This window comes from Vibrio sp. D54 (assembly GCF_021728075.1).
In the GTDB taxonomy this organism is placed as follows: domain Bacteria; phylum Pseudomonadota; class Gammaproteobacteria; order Enterobacterales; family Vibrionaceae; genus Vibrio; species Vibrio alginolyticus.
Map to the genome: position 1 here is coordinate 483783 of NZ_JAKKCS010000001.1, position 17079 is coordinate 500861.

16 protein-coding genes are annotated in these 17079 nt (G+C 43.4%); all 16 read right to left on the reverse strand.

Annotated features, from left to right (window positions below; genetic code table 11):
• Positions 1 to 182: 182 nt before the first annotated feature.
• Complete coding sequence (locus tag L3V37_RS02155) at positions 183 to 1622, reverse strand: catalase (protein ID WP_237305746.1); 1440 nt, start codon at positions 1620 to 1622, stop codon at positions 183 to 185.
• A 290-nt stretch (positions 1623 to 1912) separates the two neighbouring features.
• Positions 1913 to 2530, reverse strand: coding sequence for a glutathione S-transferase family protein (locus L3V37_RS02160; RefSeq protein WP_005375238.1), 618 nt, complete (start codon positions 2528 to 2530; stop codon positions 1913 to 1915).
• Between the two features lie 14 nt (positions 2531 to 2544).
• Positions 2545 to 3579: an NADP-dependent oxidoreductase gene (locus tag L3V37_RS02165; RefSeq protein ID WP_053350072.1), complete on the reverse strand. Its 1035-nt coding sequence runs from the start codon at positions 3577 to 3579 to the stop codon at positions 2545 to 2547.
• A 151-nt stretch (positions 3580 to 3730) separates the two neighbouring features.
• On the reverse strand, positions 3731 to 4330 hold the full coding sequence (locus L3V37_RS02170; RefSeq protein WP_237305747.1) for a TetR/AcrR family transcriptional regulator: 600 nt from the start codon (positions 4328 to 4330) through the stop codon (positions 3731 to 3733).
• Positions 4331 to 4380: 50 nt separating this feature from the next.
• Positions 4381 to 4701 (reverse strand): N(4)-acetylcytidine aminohydrolase, encoded by a 321-nt coding sequence (gene yqfB, locus L3V37_RS02175; RefSeq protein ID WP_005385855.1) that lies wholly within the window; start codon positions 4699 to 4701, stop codon positions 4381 to 4383.
• Positions 4702 to 4768: 67 nt separating this feature from the next.
• Positions 4769 to 5164: a VanZ family protein gene (locus L3V37_RS02180; protein ID WP_017635292.1), complete on the reverse strand. Its 396-nt coding sequence runs from the start codon at positions 5162 to 5164 to the stop codon at positions 4769 to 4771.
• 2 nt (positions 5165 to 5166) lie between these two features.
• The gene (locus L3V37_RS02185) at positions 5167 to 6474 is read right to left on the reverse strand and encodes an oligosaccharide flippase family protein (RefSeq protein ID WP_213972875.1); all 1308 of its coding nucleotides are present in this window, start codon (positions 6472 to 6474) and stop codon (positions 5167 to 5169) included.
• A gap of 8 nt (positions 6475 to 6482) precedes the next feature.
• Entirely contained in the window at positions 6483 to 7514 is a 1032-nt protein-coding gene (locus tag L3V37_RS02190; RefSeq protein ID WP_237305748.1) for a glycosyltransferase, read from the reverse strand.
• Positions 7511 to 8344 carry a putative capsular polysaccharide synthesis family protein gene (locus L3V37_RS02195; protein ID WP_005375258.1) on the reverse strand — a complete coding sequence of 278 codons (834 nt, stop codon included), beginning with the start codon at positions 8342 to 8344 and terminating at the stop codon, positions 7511 to 7513. The genes L3V37_RS02190 and L3V37_RS02195 overlap by 4 nt, the downstream gene beginning before the upstream one ends.
• A gap of 15 nt (positions 8345 to 8359) precedes the next feature.
• Positions 8360 to 9607, reverse strand: a complete 1248-nt coding sequence (locus L3V37_RS02200) for an O-antigen ligase family protein (RefSeq protein ID WP_237305749.1) — start codon at positions 9605 to 9607, stop codon at positions 8360 to 8362.
• Positions 9573 to 10625: a glycosyltransferase gene (locus L3V37_RS02205; protein WP_237305750.1), complete on the reverse strand. Its 1053-nt coding sequence runs from the start codon at positions 10623 to 10625 to the stop codon at positions 9573 to 9575. Before L3V37_RS02205 ends, L3V37_RS02200 begins: the two co-directional genes overlap by 35 nt.
• A 2-nt stretch (positions 10626 to 10627) precedes the next feature.
• Entirely contained in the window at positions 10628 to 11437 is an 810-nt protein-coding gene (locus L3V37_RS02210) for a putative capsular polysaccharide synthesis family protein (RefSeq protein ID WP_213867850.1), read from the reverse strand.
• Entirely contained in the window at positions 11415 to 13595 is a 2181-nt protein-coding gene (locus L3V37_RS02215) for a polysaccharide biosynthesis tyrosine autokinase (protein WP_237305751.1), read from the reverse strand. The genes L3V37_RS02210 and L3V37_RS02215 overlap by 23 nt, the downstream gene beginning before the upstream one ends.
• 15 nt (positions 13596 to 13610) lie before the next feature.
• Positions 13611 to 14123 (reverse strand): polysaccharide biosynthesis/export family protein, encoded by a 513-nt coding sequence (locus L3V37_RS02220; RefSeq protein ID WP_005385846.1) that lies wholly within the window; start codon positions 14121 to 14123, stop codon positions 13611 to 13613.
• A gap of 33 nt (positions 14124 to 14156) precedes the next feature.
• Complete coding sequence (locus L3V37_RS02225; RefSeq protein ID WP_017635284.1) at positions 14157 to 15362, reverse strand: outer membrane beta-barrel protein; 1206 nt, start codon at positions 15360 to 15362, stop codon at positions 14157 to 14159.
• A gap of 10 nt (positions 15363 to 15372) precedes the next feature.
• Positions 15373 to 16773: an undecaprenyl-phosphate glucose phosphotransferase gene (locus tag L3V37_RS02230; protein WP_033906767.1), complete on the reverse strand. Its 1401-nt coding sequence runs from the start codon at positions 16771 to 16773 to the stop codon at positions 15373 to 15375.
• Positions 16774 to 17079 lie beyond the last annotated feature (306 nt).

Genomic DNA, 17079 nt, shown 5'->3' on the forward strand with positions numbered 1-17079 from the left:
AATAGATAAACAGTTCTTTGGTATCAAAGAGCTTAAAGAAATCTAAGTTAATCATAATGAATCACCTTGAGCATGTTTTGTGACTTGTGATTAAGGATTAGTGATTTGAAATCAGGAGGTGCTGTAGAGCACCTCCTTTTTTTCGTCTTTAAATCACACAGTGTAATGATTGCAGCGTTCGCTTACTTGTTTAAGCCTAGTGCAATTTCAAGACCTTTGCCGTACGCTTCGTCCGCTTGGTATGCGTGTTGAACGTGGCGCTGTTGGATGAACTCTGGCACACCGTCCATTGCGCGAGCTGTGTTGTCGAACAGAGTTTGACGTTGCTCTTCGCTCATCAGACGGAATAGGTCACCCGCTTGGCTGAAGTAGTCTTCGTCTACACGATGATCGTAGTGATCAGCGTTGCCATTGATGCGTAGAGGTGGCTCAGAGTAATCTGGTTGCTCTGCCCATTCTTGTTTGTAGTTTGGCTCGTAACCCAGTGTTGAACCAAAGTTGCCATCAACGCGCATTGCGCCATCGCGGTGGTAGCTGTGAACAGGGCAACGAGGTGTGTTCACTGGGATTTGATGGTGGTTCACACCTAGACGGTAACGCTGAGCATCGCCGTAAGCGAACAGACGACCTTGTAGCATTTTATCTGGAGAGAAGCCGATACCAGGTACGACTGCTGCTGGGTTGAACGCTGATTGCTCAACTTCTGCGTAGAAGTTTTCTGGGTTACGGTTCAGTTCAAACTCACCAACTGGGATCAGTGGGTAGTCTTTTTGAGACCATACACGTGTTAGGTCGAATGGGTTGAAGTTGACTTCATCCGCTTCTAGCTCAGGCATGATCTGTACGTACATCTTCCATTTAGGGAAGTCTTGACGCTCAATCGCTTCGTAAAGGTCACGGTGATGGCTTTCGCGGTCTTTACCTACGATCGCTTCTGCTTCTTGGTCAGTTAGGTTTTTGATGCCTTGCTGAGTTTTGAAGTGGAATTTCACCCAGTAACGCTCGTTTTCTGCGTTGATGAAGCTGAATGTGTGGCTACCAAAACCATGCATATGACGGTAAGACGCTGGGATACCACGGTCACTCATTACGATAGTCACTTGGTGGAATGCTTCTGGTAGTGATGTCCAGAAATCCCAGTTGTTGGTAGAGCTACGCATGTTAGTGCGAGGGTCGCGTTTTACTGCGTGGTTTAGGTCTGGGAATTTTAGTGGGTCACGTAGGAAGAATACTGGTGTGTTGTTACCAACCAAGTCCCAGTTACCTTCTTCAGTGTAGAATTTTAGTGCGAAACCACGGATGTCGCGTTCTGCGTCTGCTGCACCGCGCTCACCAGCTACAGTAGTGAAGCGAGCGAATAGTTCTGTTTTTTTGCCGATGTCAGAGAAGATCTTAGCGCGAGTGTATTTTGTGATGTCGTGCGTTACTGTGAACGTACCGTAAGCACCAGAACCTTTTGCGTGCATACGACGCTCAGGGATCACTTCGCGGTCAAAGTGTGCCAATTTTTCAAGGAACCAAACGTCTTGTAATAGTTGAGGGCCACGAGGACCTGCAGTCATAACGTTTTGGTTATGTGCGACAGGGCAACCTGCTGCTGTAGTCAATTTCTTGTTTGTCATTTTTCTTCCCCCTCCAGGGCTCAATACCTTAGAAACTGTAGAGGAGCTTATTACGGAAAAGCTGGAGGAGAAAACTGATATTGCTTATCAATTCAATAGATGGTGACTATGGTCGAAACTATATTAGAATCAGAAATTTACTACATTAGCTTGATTGACATAACAATCGACGTTCTCGAATGCGATTGACTGGGGGGAGCGCTATCCAGTTAGCGTGTCTGCGATGCTAGTAATATCGCCCCTTAAATGAAGTTTTACGTGTCATCAAAGGGGCGAAAGGGGGGAAGTAATTAAGAGTACTTCACTTCAAGTTGTTCAGCTTTTGCAAATGCTGGGTGTGTCGCGAGCTGTTTCCCATAACGTTCAATATTAGGGAAGTGATTAACTAAACCAAACTTTTGAACCAATTCGACAATGAAAGACATCATGATGTCAGCGCCAGTCAGACGTTCTTCTACTAGGTAAGTTTTGCCTTCTAAGGATTGCTCGAAGTAGCCTAGTACATTCATTGCTTCCTTGTCGGCATAGCCTGATAAAAACTGAGTTTCATTTGGCTCTTTGCTTACGAAGATTTTTAGCAGCATAGGTAAAATTGCAGAGCTTTCTGCAAAGTGCATCCATTGCAAATATTCTGTGTGTGCTTTTGTACCGCGCTCAGGAGCAAAGGCTCCGTCACTGTATTTCTCAATCAAATATTCGGTCATTGCACCCGACTCAATGATAATCTCGCCGTTATCTTCAAGAACAGGTGACTTTCCTAATGGGTGAACACTTTTTAGTTCTGGCGGTGCCATGAAGGTCACGGAATCACGGACATAGGGTACAATTTCGTAATTTACATCTAGCTCTTCAAGTAACCAAATGATGCGCTTTGAACGAGACTGATTGAGGTGGTGAAGTTTAATCATTTACATATCCCTTTTTATAATGGGTCGTTAATCTGTACTACAAGCTTGCCGAAATTCTTACCTTCCAACAGACCGATGAATGCTTTTGGCGCATTATCCAGTCCTTGTACTAGATGTTCGCGGTATTGGATCTTTCCTTCTGCCAACCATTGATTAATATCTTGCGCAAATTCACCGTAACGATGTCCGTAATCATCAAAAATGATGAAGCCTTGCACCTTGATTCGTTTGGTCAGGAGCTTACCCATTAGTAATGGAAGGTGGTCGGTACCTTCAGGCAGCTCTGTCGCGTTGTACTGAGAAATCAAACCACAAAGTGGGATACGCGCATTTGTATTCAGAAGTGGCATTACAGCCTCGAATACTTTGCCACCTACGTTTTCGAAGTAAACATCAATACCTTTGTCACAGGCATTTTTCAGTTGTTCTGCAAAGTCTTCAGCTTTGTGATCAATACACTCATCGAAACCAAGCACCTCTTTAGCGTAACGGCATTTTTCTTCTCCGCCTGCTATACCAACAACGCGGCAACCTTTGATTTTACCAATTTGACCAACTGTTGCGCCTACAGGCCCCGTAGCAGCTGCTACCACGATGGTTTCCCCTGGTTTTGGCTGACCAATGTCGAGTAAACCCATGTACGCGGTAAATCCTGGCATACCTGCAACGCCTAACGCGTAAGAAGGGTTTTGCGGTTCTTTACCAAGTTTAATGACCATCTCACCAGTTGAGATAGCGTAGTCTTGCCAGCCAACAGTGTAGGCAAGAACCCATTCACCCGCTTCGTAATCTGGGTGGTTTGATGTTTCTACCTGACAAACTGTACCACCGACCATTACGTCATCAATTGCAACAGGGTCAGCGTATGATTCGGCATCACTCATGCGACCACGCATGTATGGATCTAGAGATAAATAAACCGTTCTCAATAGCATTTCACCCTCTTTCGGAGTCGGTTTCGTTACCTCTTCTAAACGAAAGTTTTCTTGTGTCGGTGCACCATGGGGACGTGACGCGAGTACGATTCTGCGATTTGTTGCGTTAGTCATATCTATCTCACTTGTTGATTAGACCGGTCGTCTAGTATTTGTTTCAAAATATCCCGCTTATTTAAAGCGGGAAGGTTTACAGTGTTAACACTGACGCTTTTTCTGACAGTGAAACGTGTGTAGGGTGTTCATTCTACTTCCACGCCGCCCGTTATTGGCAAGTGCGCGTATTCTGCAGTAAGTGTTGAGTATAGGTCAGACTTTGCGTCAATGCTGCCTGATCTTGATAAAGTTTGTTCAGCAAGCTAGCGCCATTCCAAAGGTAGTATATCTGCCTTGCTAATAACGCACTGTCACCATTGGGGATTGAGCCATCTTGAATGCCGATGTCAATGCAATCCGCTATCGCTTGAATGGTTTTGTCTGCTCCTTGGCGTAATGCCAAGCGCATTGACTCAGAGAGATCGGAGACTTCTGCACTTAACTTAACCAATAAACATTTGTTCGCATTACACACGTCGTCTTCTACTTTGACCATTTCTTCGAAATAGCTCATTAGGCGTTGGTAGCCACTCAGTTCAGTATTGGTAAAGCGTGCGTTTAAACGCTCAAAATACTTAGTAAAGTAGTCTTGAATCATCGCTTCACCAAATTGTTCTTTGGATTTGAAGTAATGATAAAACGAACCTTTTGGCACTGCGGCCTTTTTTAATAGCTCTGAAAGACCAACACTCGTGAACCCTCGGTTTACGATCAACTCGTATCCGACGTCGAGAATATGTTGGCGTGTGTCATTCGTCTTTGCGTTCATGAAGTGTACTATAGAATGAATTAGACCAGTCGTCTAGCCTTTGTTGTGGGTTATTTAATCAGCTCATACTCAATAACAAATAGCGTGTCGGTATTTGGGTAGATTTCTCGAATTAACTGCTTGAGTTTTGGTAGTTCGATGGCTTCTTGTTCTGCATGAAACTCATTAATATCTTCAAAGTGAAGTGGTTCTACAGAACGTATCTTGATATCGCAGACTTTACGATCCGTTTCTAAGGTAAAAACTTCGACTTCTGTATTGGGAACGTAATGGCTTTCTGATTCATCTCGAATCGTTATCGTCTTTTTGCCTGACGTGATCAACGGGGTTAAGAATTCAAAAAAAGTAATCTTGGTTGGATGAGATGGCATGATGTACTCGTTAGTCTGGTTGTTTGGCGTAATTATATACCCAAATCCCCCAGAGATTCCTGTATTACTAGAACGATCGAGTGCGGATGAAGCGAATTAACTTGGCACTAAAGTAACCTGAGATAACGCCTATCCAGTTGGTGCTGAGATCATCAAAACTAAATGATCGATTTGGAATGAAAAGTTGGCTTATTTCTTCCATTGAAACGATAGCTAACAGCAGTAGCAAAAGACGAATCCCAAAAACGTCGGTTTTATTCGAGCTCACCAGAGAAGGGAACGTGAAGACCGATAAAAAGCCGATCAATAAACTGAAAGTAAAGTGAAGCGTACTCGAACCGCCTAAGTAGGTTTCCATTTGCAGGTAAGCAGTATGGTGTAAGTCAGAGCTTTTCCACAGAGAGAGTGAAGCGGTTAGCGTCAGGACTAAAACAAAACTCGTGCGTGCCAGTATTAAAGCCATAATTAACCTATTGGAAAGAAGCCTAAGTAACGTTTTACAAAGTACAGTGCAGCTAAATTCTGGATAGCCATGCCAATTGCCATTGCCCATGCTGCACCAATCACCCCAAACATTTGGCAAAGCGTAACAAGTAGGCAGATGGACACCGTACCGGAGGAAATTGTAATGTATTTCATGGTTCTCTCATGACCGCTCATTAATAATAAAAAACCTACTGAACCAGTCGCAACATTGACTAACTGCCCCAGAGAAAGGACGACTAATAGTGGTGCCGCGGCGAGAAACTCCTCACCAAAAAACTGCATTACAAACTCGGGGAAGAGGGTGCAAATAATTACGGGTACAATCGCTAAACCAACATTGGCTCGGCACGCCAAGCGGCTCAGATTCTGCAGTTTGCGCATTTGACGCTCTTTGTAGAGAGAGGCAAACATCGGGGCGACCACAAAGTTAATGGTAATCAGCACAAAGCCAATCAGTAGTGATGTGCGTTGGGCTGCGGCTAACAAACCGAGTTCCGCTGTTGAGATAAAAAAGCCCGCAATAACAAGGCTTCCCCACTGAAGAACATTCGTGAAGATACTGCCAACCCAGACTTGCTTGGCAGAAGCGACCATTTTTTTGTTTGGTACGAAAGCCGATGTTTGATATTGATCTGAGCCAAGCCAATTGGCACTAGATATGACCGCGACACCTATGCTCGCTAAAAGCAGTGCGGTCATTAGATTGTTGATATTTTGCTGACCGATATAGTCTAGGGCAAAGACAAAAATGACCATCAACATGCTTACCCCAAGCTGCAACGCAAACAGAGATGATACAACTTTTCTACATGCTTGAAGCACCCGACTGTTGGTTTGCGCAAGCACCAAGAAAGGTATGCAAAGCAAGCATAAAGTAATCGCATACATTGGTGATTGAGTCTGGTTTAGCTGTTCTGGAAACAGATTAAACCCTGCTAACAAAACGCCTATGGCGAGCAAGCAAAATGCCATACTTCGATAAAGTGCGGTTTTATAGTTTTGGCTTTGTTCAAGCTTCTCTTTGTTATTAAAAGCGATCGCATTGTAACGAACTAACGAGACATCAAAACCTAGCTGAGAAACGATGGCGAGTAGCGAGACTAGGTTGAATAAAAAGAAGAATTGACCGGCCGTCGAAGCGTCACTGGTCTTCGATACAATCAGAGTCAGTAAAAAAGCAAATAGCGCACTCAACACACGCGTGATTGCGGTTTTTAATCCAGTAGATAACAAGCTTTTTTTACCGCTGGGCATCAACAGTAATTTTTGTTGAACAGTGTGAAACATAGGAGCATTTAACCGTATAGTTTATTGAGTGCTAGGCGCTGTTTTTCTTCACTGAAGGCATTGTTTAATTCTGCTGTATATTGGCGAAAATCGATCTCTTCATAATGATTGACACAATGCGCGATCTGCTTGGCCATTTCTTCAGGTGTGAGCGCTAAAAACGGGTAGTTGAGATCTTTGGTTGCGCCGATGGTCCGAATAACCATAGGAAGATGTAACTTGGATGCTTCTAGAATGGTTAACGGCATCCCTTCCCATGCTGCAGTATGTAGATAAAGGTCTGAACCTTTGAGCTTTTCAACTACCTCATCGCGAGGCAGCATACCCGTTACATCCACATTTTCAGTACGTAATTTCTGTTCGAGTACTTGGTCACCGCCACCTATCCATGTGATCTCTATCGGGCGGTTAAGCGCATACCGATTAAGGAACTGCAATGTGCTGATAAGAAACTGAGGATCTTTTTGGGGCGCGACACGACCAAGTACAACGAGCTTCAGCGCTTCTTGCTTGTCTCGCTCTTTACGATCTTCACTTTGATAAGACACGTAGTTGTTGAGCAGTTCGGCATGTTTCGCACCAATGCTAATGGCTAGGTCACACTCTCGTTGGCTACAGCCTGCAACCACATCAATTTTGCTCAGTTTTACTTTCTCTAGTGCTTTATAGATCTGGCGTGCAAGCTCTGAGATATCTTCACGTTCGAAGGCATAACAGTGCGGTGTGTAAACCAAGCGTGCCTTGCCAAGCTTTAGAAATCGGCCGAGAAATCCCGCTTTACTCGAGTGCAAATGCACGACGTCGGGAGCAAGTGATGCAATCATGTGGTTTGCATCGCGAATAAATTGAAGCAAGCCGCCTTCTACCCACTTTGTCTGTACGAAAATGTGGTGGTTGTTCTCATTGGTCAAGTCGTTTTCTCGGGCTCTGGCTAGCAAGAAATGTTGATAAGGCTCGTCTCTGGATGAGTGAACATAACTATAGAGGGCGGTTTGAACGCCACCTCCAAACGCTTCTGTAACATGGAGTACTTTCTTCATGATGATTTTGTCCCTGGTGTTTGCATCCATTTGTGTTTAAAAGCATCACGCTCTTGCTCTGAATAAACGTGGCGATACAAGGGAAGATCGTACATATAGAACAGTTTTGAGAAGTCGTAGTGATTCTTAAAGTGTTGGTGGATATTGGAGTACCACTTGTTTTTCGCTTCGTTGCTGTTTTTCAGTACGAAGTCTTGCAACTCAAGAAACTCACCGATTTCTTTATCAAGCGAACTGAGCTGTTCGCATTTGATTAGCATGACGTTGGCCTGATCGTTCTGGAATGTGAAGAAAGGTTGAGTGTTGTCCAGCTCTTGGCGCATCACATCGATATTGAAATTACGCTTTAACTCGTTGTCGAACCAGTCCGCAAAATAGTTGAGATTGATATAGTTATCAAAGCAATGCTCGAGGTGCTGATACGTGACTTCCATATCTCGGTGAATTGCATCATTCTTTTTGCCTTCGATAAATTGCAAATGGAGGTCTTGAAAGAAACGAGAAAAGACAGTTGCGATTGGATCGCGGACCAGCGTAACGATTTTAATCTGCTCGCGTTTTTGTAAGATACGTTTTCGCTGCTTGAGCACTAAGCGATAGAGTGCGCGGTTTCGGAAGTCGAAGAATTTACTCACGTCTTTTTTATTGTGATACATGTGAAATTCTTCGTGATCATCAAAGGTGTGGATGTGATAGCTCGGGATATTTTTCTCCCCTAGCGTGTGCTCAATTGATGAGGAGCCAACTTTGCCCATTTGGTAAACTAAAACAAAATTATCAGCTTGGAGTTCTCGGTTCTTTTCAAATTGTCGAGAGATTGAATACTTCATCTATCCTATCCTTGATTATTCATATTCGTGGTGATGGTTTACCGGAAAAGTATGAGCAATGGCCCTTGAGTCGTTGCTCATGCTGATCATGACGGGTAATAAGAGTATTAAAATTATGGTGGTGTTTACCGCAACGAAAAACACCATGATGAGGGCGTATATCGCAAGTAATAGGCTTTTTCTGTTTTCATTAAGACTACGGAAGCAAAAGCGAATAAAAAGAAAATAACCACCAAACAGCAGACCAATACCAAGCAATCCGTATTCAATTGCGGTATCTAACACAAAGTTGTGGGTGTAGATCGCCAGCTCATCATAGTTAAAGTAACTGATCATAAAGTTGGGTAACATTTTCGCGCCGACACCTAACACTGGGTGTTGAAGTAAAATATCTAGCCCATTGGCAAGTAAAAGTTTTCTATGAAGATTCGATACCCAGCGGGCTTCACTTTGGTTGGCAAATAAGACGTCTTCTTGGGTTATTTCCAATGTGTCTGCTAGAGTTTCAAACCCAACGTAGAGTGTGGTTGTGACGGCAGTAAACACAATGAAGCTCAAGGCTAATAAAATCGCCCACGTGTACGTTTCGCTGAGCGATTTTTTCATTAAGTTTTTTACGAGCAGTTGGTCAAAGAAGAAAAGCAGACAAAAACCAAGTAGCGCTTTTCTTTCTTGTGACAACACCAGTAATACTAAAGCTACGAGCATCAAAAGGTGGAAAGCGCGAATTTTATCTCGATAAAGGTACAGTAGTGAGCACAGTACACCGAACCCGTATTTACTTACCCCGAGTAACTTAAACCCGCTTTGATAGCCCTGAGCAAAGTGCCATAAGGCAACGAGCGTACAGATGAAAAACAACAGATACGTGAAATATACCATTACCCGTTCGTCATCAAACACGCCATAGGCGTACATTAGGCTCAGTAGGCACAAAATCGCTAACCATTGCACAGTTTCTATAACTAGCGGCATTAAAGGGACGCGATTTAGCAGACCATTTATGAACACATACCCAGTGAACAATACGAGGAACCCCATACAGGGATGCATGAGTTTTTCAGCTTTTCCTTCCAATACCACTAATGCAGTAAAACCAATGGACAAAAGGCTTGCGATGTCAGATGGGGCTAGCGCTATTCCTCCAGCACGAAACTTCATAGGAATAAAGAATAATGCTAATAGGCATGCTGCAAGCAATGAGGCGCGATGGCTCGATGGCGCGGAATTATTTGTTGGCGCAAAGCTGCTGGTAGATTCCATAGTAACCTTCACGAAATTTATCGACGGTGTAGAGAGAGGCCCTATTGACGGAGTATTGACTTGCAGCGTTATACCGCTCAACACTTTCACACAGTTGGAGAACTTTTTGGCTCAGTTCAGTGGCGTTACCAACTTGAAATAAATATTCGGCACGTCCGGTGACGTCATCCAAACCAGGTACGTCCGACGATAGTACGGGTAAGCCTGCTGCCATTGCCTCAACCGCCGCCAAACCAAAGCCTTCGACGTGCGACGATTGCACATAAATATCCATGTCGTTCAAAAAGGCTGGAACGTCAGAAACTACGCCATGAAAGTGAACACGTTGCGCGACGTTGATTTTTGTTGCCAATGCTTGCAGTGACGATTTTTTTTCTCCATCTCCCGCAAGGTGGAGTTCGTATCGTCTTGGTAAATGGATAAGTGCTTGGATAAGCGTTTCATGATCTTTATGTTGGTGAAGTCGGCCCACCATTCCAATCTTGATAGCTGGTTTGTCGATTAGGTGGCTGGCGCATCTTGGCGTCATAGAAAACCTTTTTAAATCAACGCCATTGTGCACCACGTGATATTTGTGTTGGTAGCGAGGCATGAACTTCACCAGTTCATCTTGTACTTTTTCACTAATACTGACCGTCAAGTCGTGGCCCCAATACAAGACGTATTCCATGAACTTAAACAGCGGATAGTCACGTCGACGGTTATAAGAACAGTGCTCAGTCTGGATTCGTTTTTTACCTACCGCCAATAGCGCTAGGTAAATGGAAGGGTAGAGGTGCCCGTGAACGACATCCGGCCAACGCAGCAAAGAGAATTTCTCACTCAATGACAATGTGCGCCAGTTAAAACACTCTATCCCTTGGGCGGATAGCATTGGTAAGTAATCATTTTCATCACACAAGACCAAAATTTTGATTTCGTATTCAGGCTTATGTTCTAAAACAAGGTCGACTAAGAACTTCTGAGCACCGCCGTTCTGAGAAAGATCATTAATAATATGTAGAATCTTGGTTTTCATGATTAATTGGTCAGATATTGCTGTTTAAGGTCGATGATTTCTGCATTTGAGAAAAAGTGCTTCGTCAATTTAGAATTCAGCATTTCTTCAACGTACTCGGGTGTTGGTTGAAATTGCGTTTTGAATTCTTTCAGTAGTGGCGAGTACCATTTGTTGTCTGATTGATTTTCATAAACAACATCCACGGGGTAACCTAAAAAGTCTTCAACTGCGGAGTTAGCCTTTGTTAGCTTGTCACTTCGAATGACCAACAGTGAGAAGTTATTGTTATGGTATGTTTGATAGCCTACTTCGTGATTAAAAGACTCGTTAAACACATCAATCCCTGTTAGTTGTTTGATCTCGTTGTCAAACCACTGCAGCGCATATTGATGATTCATGTGCTTATCAAATGCTTCTTGGAGTAATTGCGGTCGTTCGGTACGTATTGCGCTGTCATCCTTTAGATATTTGTCCGCCATCCAAAAAGGAAGTGCTTGAAAGAACATTGAGACATTTCGTCCGATCGGTTCACGCACCAGCGAGATAATTCGAACTTTTTTTTTGCGCTTTAACATATGGCTCATCGTTATACGCTTTAGTCGTCGCTTTAACGCATTGATCTGAGGCTTATGCAATTGCGCTCTAACGGGGGATATTTGTTTTTGCGCATCGACGGTCATAAGGTCGTGCAAGTGAATCGAGTCAGGAATGGAATGCTCTAATGCACTCGAACCTACTTTGCCCATTTGATAGATCAATACCGGCTGTTCTTGGCTTTTCAACGTTTGGTACCAAGATAGGTTTACGTTAGTAGGCGTATTTCTGGACATAAAGCGTCTCTCCTTCCTTGGCCTTGGCTTGTGTGATTAAGACGCCAAGAGATGGAACTGAGTGTTGTATTTGTTTAGATAACGCAAGGTTAACCAGTGATGATTTTGTCGATTCTGAGCGAATGACGGTAATCAGACCATTGGCATACTGACCAAGAATAAGTGCGTCACTCACTGACAGTAGGGGCGGTGTATCGATAATGATCCGGTCATACTTATTTTGAAAATGTTCGAGCAACTTTTTAAAGCGATCAGAAGCCAATAATTCCTGTGGGTTTGGCGGAATTAGGCCGGCCGATAATACATCTAAGTTGGCTTCTTTTATATGTGTAACACAATCTTTGATTGGCGTATCCATCGTCAGGATATGCGTTAAGCCAGGGCTTGATTCAGCAATACCGAATCGCTTTGCTATGGAAGGTCGACGTAAATCGCAGTCGATGATCAATACCTTTTCCATTTTTGAAAACGACACCGCCATATTGATACTGGTTGATGTTTTTCCTTCTTCTGGAATAGCAGAGGTAAAGGGCAATATCTTTTGCTTCGTGTTGGTTAATCTGAGCAGAAGCGAGGTTCTGACGGAGCGGCAAGCTTCACTAAATAGCTTTTCTTCATCATCTAAATACGCGGTATAACTGACGCCGTTTTTACGCAAATTGCGTTTTTTGACCATAGGAATCACACCTAAACACGTAACACCGAGTTTTTCCTGCACATCGGCTGTGCTTCGGATAACTTCTCGCATCGTTTCTAAGATGATGACTAGAGCGCAAGCAATGGCAAAGCCAAAAAAGGTGGCAATTAGTACCAGTTTGATTCGTTGTGGTGCCACCGGGAATAGAGGAATGATGGCTTTATCAGTAAAGCGAGCAGTGACATTCTTGTAGTCGCTGGTGGCGTTGGTCTCTTTCTCACGATTTAAGAACGCTTCATAGAGTGCCTTATTGGATTCAACCTCGCGTTTTAACTGTTCGTAACGCGCTTTTTGTGACCCTAACGATTGGAAGTCTGACTTTTTGTTATCGAGTTCTGCGCGAAGCATGTCCTCTTGCGCTTTTGCAGCAAGAAGGTCTTGTTGCTTACTGAAGGAAATGTCACGGATGAGTTGCTGGGTTCTAGATTGAATTTCAGCAAGCTGCGCTTTCGCCTGAATCATTCGATCATGTTTAGGTCCGTAGCGCTGTGCCAGTTCAGAGAGATTTTTGGCTGCCTGTGCTTCCGACAATTTTAGATCGCGGATTTGCGCTTGATTAGCGAATTCATCAATTGACAACAAGCTGTCTAAACTTTGCGAAGATTTACGTCGTAACAGTTGGATTAACGTCTGCGCTTCAATACGCTTATTAACAGCGATATTCAGCTTGCGAGTGAGTTCTTCTAGCTCATTTGCGTAAATTTCATCAATACCGTTTATATCGATCAACCCTTCTTTTAACAAGAATTCTTGCAGCGCTTGCTCCGAGTTACGTAATCGCTCCTCCAATTTTTGAGAGTTATTTGTCAACCAAGTAGCCGCATTTTGTGTAACGACCAATTTGGCTTCAAAATTTGCGTCAATATAGGCTTGGCCGACCGCGTTGGCGATTGTCGTAGCAAGCTTAGGATCGTTAGAACGAAAGCGAATTCTGACTAATTGGGTGTTACGTACTGGCTCAATATCGAGTTTACTTCTGAAAGCTTGAAGTGCCTGATAATAGGACTCTGAAAACTGCGCGGTTTCTTTTGGGCTTGGTGCCACATTCAGTAGGTCTTGAACAAAAGGAATCGACTTTATTTGGTCGATTTTTTTATTTAACCCCCCTGAGCTTGTGAATTCAGGTAATTGGGTAAGGTTCAGCTCTCTAATGACCTTATCTGCAATATGATTCGATTTTAAAATGGCGATTTGCGTTTGAAAGTACTCTTTTTTTGTCGTGTCGACGCCATATACTTCCTCGATTGAAAGGGCGCTTTTTTGCTCCTCTTGGATGAGTAGCGTAGCTGTAGCTTGGTATATCGATGCTTTGGAGTAGATATACCAAGTACAAGTTAATGAGAACAGAAGCGTGAATGCTGCGATGCTTAGCCAATTCTTTTTAATCGCTTTGAAGTGATGGCCAAAACGAATCAGTTCTACTTTGTTCATCTGGAGATTATTTGGATGAGTCCCGTTCATTTGATTCCCTGTCACTTAAAAGAAGCTCTGGTCAATAAATACAATGTCACCAGGTTCAACGTTGCGGTGCATACTGACCCCCTCCATCGTTTGACCTGTTTTATGCTTGGTGAGGTTAATGCCTTTGCGTGAGGCTCTGTCGGTCAAGCCACCTGCTAGAGCGATGGCCTTCTCTATGGTTAACCCTGGACGGTACTCAAATCCACCAGGTTTCCTGACTTCTCCATTAACGTAAAACAGACGAAAGTTATTGATGGTGACCATCACTTTTGGATTGATGAGATAATCGCCTTTTAAGCCCGTTTCTATTTCGTACTTGAGTTGTTTTGGTGTTTTTTTGATTGCTTTAATTCGGCCAAGGTAGGGGTAATCAAAGTAGCCATCTGACGTTATTAGAATATTTTTAATCGTAAGATCTTCTTCACCATAGACCTGCACGGAAATGGTATCGCCAGTATCGAGTAAGTAATCTTCCTCGTTTGAGTCAGCGTTGACCAAAGTGCTAAATAGCAACAACGCTACACTCATGAATTTGATGAATGCCTTCATTAATAATCCTTTTTACAGAGAAAACTGTGCGCTTAAAGTCCAAATATTTTGTTCGAAGCTATAATCCGATCGGCTAGAGTTTTTATCTTGGTATTGCCAATCGGCTTGCAGCTGTATCCAACGTTTGATCTGATAATCGATACCAAAAGATAGAGTGTACCGATCGTCGTTTCTGGAGATTCCCGTGTAATCATCTTGTTGATAAACAGCACCTAAGCGAGTTGCAAGGTAACTATTCCAATCGTGCTTCAGGTTCAGTCGGTAACGAGTTTGTAGGTTGTAATCGCCATCTTGATCGGGGTTAACCGCCGCTTGAGTGGTTTTCACGCTGACTAGAGTTTGTTCTTGAGGCAACCATTCAAAGCCGATATCCCAACTAAAGCCTTTAAATGTCTCTCGTTGAGCGCTGTCAAAATCTTTGATTTGATAACCGAGTCGAGCGATGCCTTTGGTTTTTCCTGTGACTTCCCATTCGGCACCGGTGTAATAGAAACTGGTGTTGTTATCTTTCGATGGCTGCGCAGAATTTCGGTGCTGATACTCGGTTACGATTTGGTTTGTTCCGACTAACCAATAGGTTCTTGGCGTCGCTCTTAAATAGAACTCCAAATGTGCATTGGGAGCTCGAAAATCGTTGTATTTAGTTTTAGCGTTTGGGCGCCCAGGCAAGCCGTCACGATAGTTTTGATAGGTTTTATCACTATAGCCTAAACCGAATTCGAGTCTGCCTTTGGCACCGTTAGATCCAAAGACATAATTGGTTTTTACATCGTTACGGTTGAACTCTATTGGTGAGTCGATTGCGCTACCATTACCTTCGGTAATATCTTCTCCTCGAACTTCATGCTGGGCGCGAAAACGGTAATCAACCACTAAACGATGACGATGATTAAATTCGAAAAAGTTGGAAAACTGAAAAGTGTGGTCGTCGAAGTCATTGCGATCGTCAGATGAAAAGCCAGCTTTTAACTTATATAAAATATCTGCGCGATAGCGATTCCGTTCTATACGTGCTAGTAAGCTTGGTTCTATACCCCAAATATTGACCGATTCTACATTGCCGGATTTTTCCGCTTTATTGATGTTGTCATCTCCCTCGTAGAAAGTTTTTACGAGGGGAATCAACTCTATACCAGACTCGGTTTGGTAAGCCATCGGTTCTGCGAGCAAGTCAGTAGAAAACAGACTCAATGCTATTGCCATTGTCAGTTTCTTCATAATCTCAACCTTAGTAAGCGTTAGCACCAGTGAAGCCTTTGAAAACGGTCATAAAGATGATTTTGATGTCCATCCAAACCGACCAATGGTGGATGTAATCCAAATCAAACTCGACTCTCTTTTCCATTTTTTCTAAGGTGTCGGTTTCGCCGCGATAACCATTAATCTGTGCCCAGCCAGTAATGCCTGGTTTTACTTTGTGACGTAGCATGTAGCGATCCACGATCTGACGGTATTCTTCATTGTGTGCCACGGCATGAGGGCGTGGGCCGACAATAGACATGGTCCCTTGCAGTACATTGATAAATTGAGGTAGTTCGTCCAAAGAGGTGCGACGTAGAAATCCGCCAAAAGGCGTAATACGAGGATCGTTCTTTGTCGCCTGTTTCACGTTGGAACCTTGATCCATGGTTGTCATTGAACGGAACTTCCAGACTTCAATCTTGCGTCCATCAAGACCGTAACGATGTTGTTTAAAGATGACAGGGCCTTTAGAAGTTGCCTTAATGCCAATCGCAATGACGAATAGAATAGGGGCGATTAAGACCAAAATAATGCTCGAAAACAAGATGTCTTCAAACCGTTTTACCCAAGAAGAAATTCCAGCAAAAGGTGTATCAAAGACACTTAGTGTTTGAACTTGGCCGATCTGCGCCCAACGAGAATGTAAAAGGTTATAAGTGAAGAAGTCGGGAATCAGATACGTATTTGCGGTGGTATCTGAGAATTGGTTAAGAAGTGACGCAATGCGCTCTTTTGCGTGCATTGGCATCGCGATATAGACGTAATCTACTTCCCCTTTTTTAGCTCGCTCAAGGGCGTGGTCAACAGCTCCTTTAATAGGATAATCAGAATTTGGCAATCTGTCGGAAGATCGTTCGTCGTAAAAGCCATCAAAAAGCACGCCGTGTTCTGTGTGGTTTTGAATTTCGTTAGCTAGGGTAATGCCGTGAGGAGTTTGGCCGATGATGATCGCAGTGCGAGTGTTGAATCCTTTTTTTCTCAAATAGGCTAATCCGGTACGGAATGTTACTCGCCATGCTAAAAGCAGAGCGGGCGTAATCGCAAACCACAGCGCTAAAATTGTGTTATCAAATAAGGTATGGACTTCAGAAAAATACAGCACAATAAAGATAAGTGCAGAAGTCACCGCCCAAGCAACACAGACAATAAACATCTGCTCTTTAAACGAACTGGTTCGCCAAGAGCGATAAAGATTGCCGCTTTCTGCCATAAATAGAAAGGAGATGCCTCCAACGAAAGCCAATATGACGTAATCTTTCCCCATCGCAGTATTCATGTCTTTGAACACTAAAAGCAGCATAAAAGAGACGATGACAGCAAGATCTGAGATGCGATATAAAAAAGCGAACTCCATCTCATGAGAGCGGATAAGTCCTTTTTGTTTCATGACTCAGTTTCCCTTCTGACACGCTACCGCCCTTGGGTGTCTTCCCCAATTGCCGTGTCGTGAACGTTATTAGTAGTTAGTGCACAGAGCATTCTGTGGAATGCTGCTGAGTTTTTTGTCACGTGTAATTATCGTTGATAAGTGTAAAAATTTGCTTTGTTGAGGTAAGTGGAAATAAGAATGATATTTAGCCCTTTGGCTAAGTTTGGCGGGTTAGGAAAAAGCTGGTACTTACTTATGAGGAATGAGGAAAAGTATTAAAAATGAAGTATCAGTACAAAGACAATGGTTTATGTGAGGGTAGAA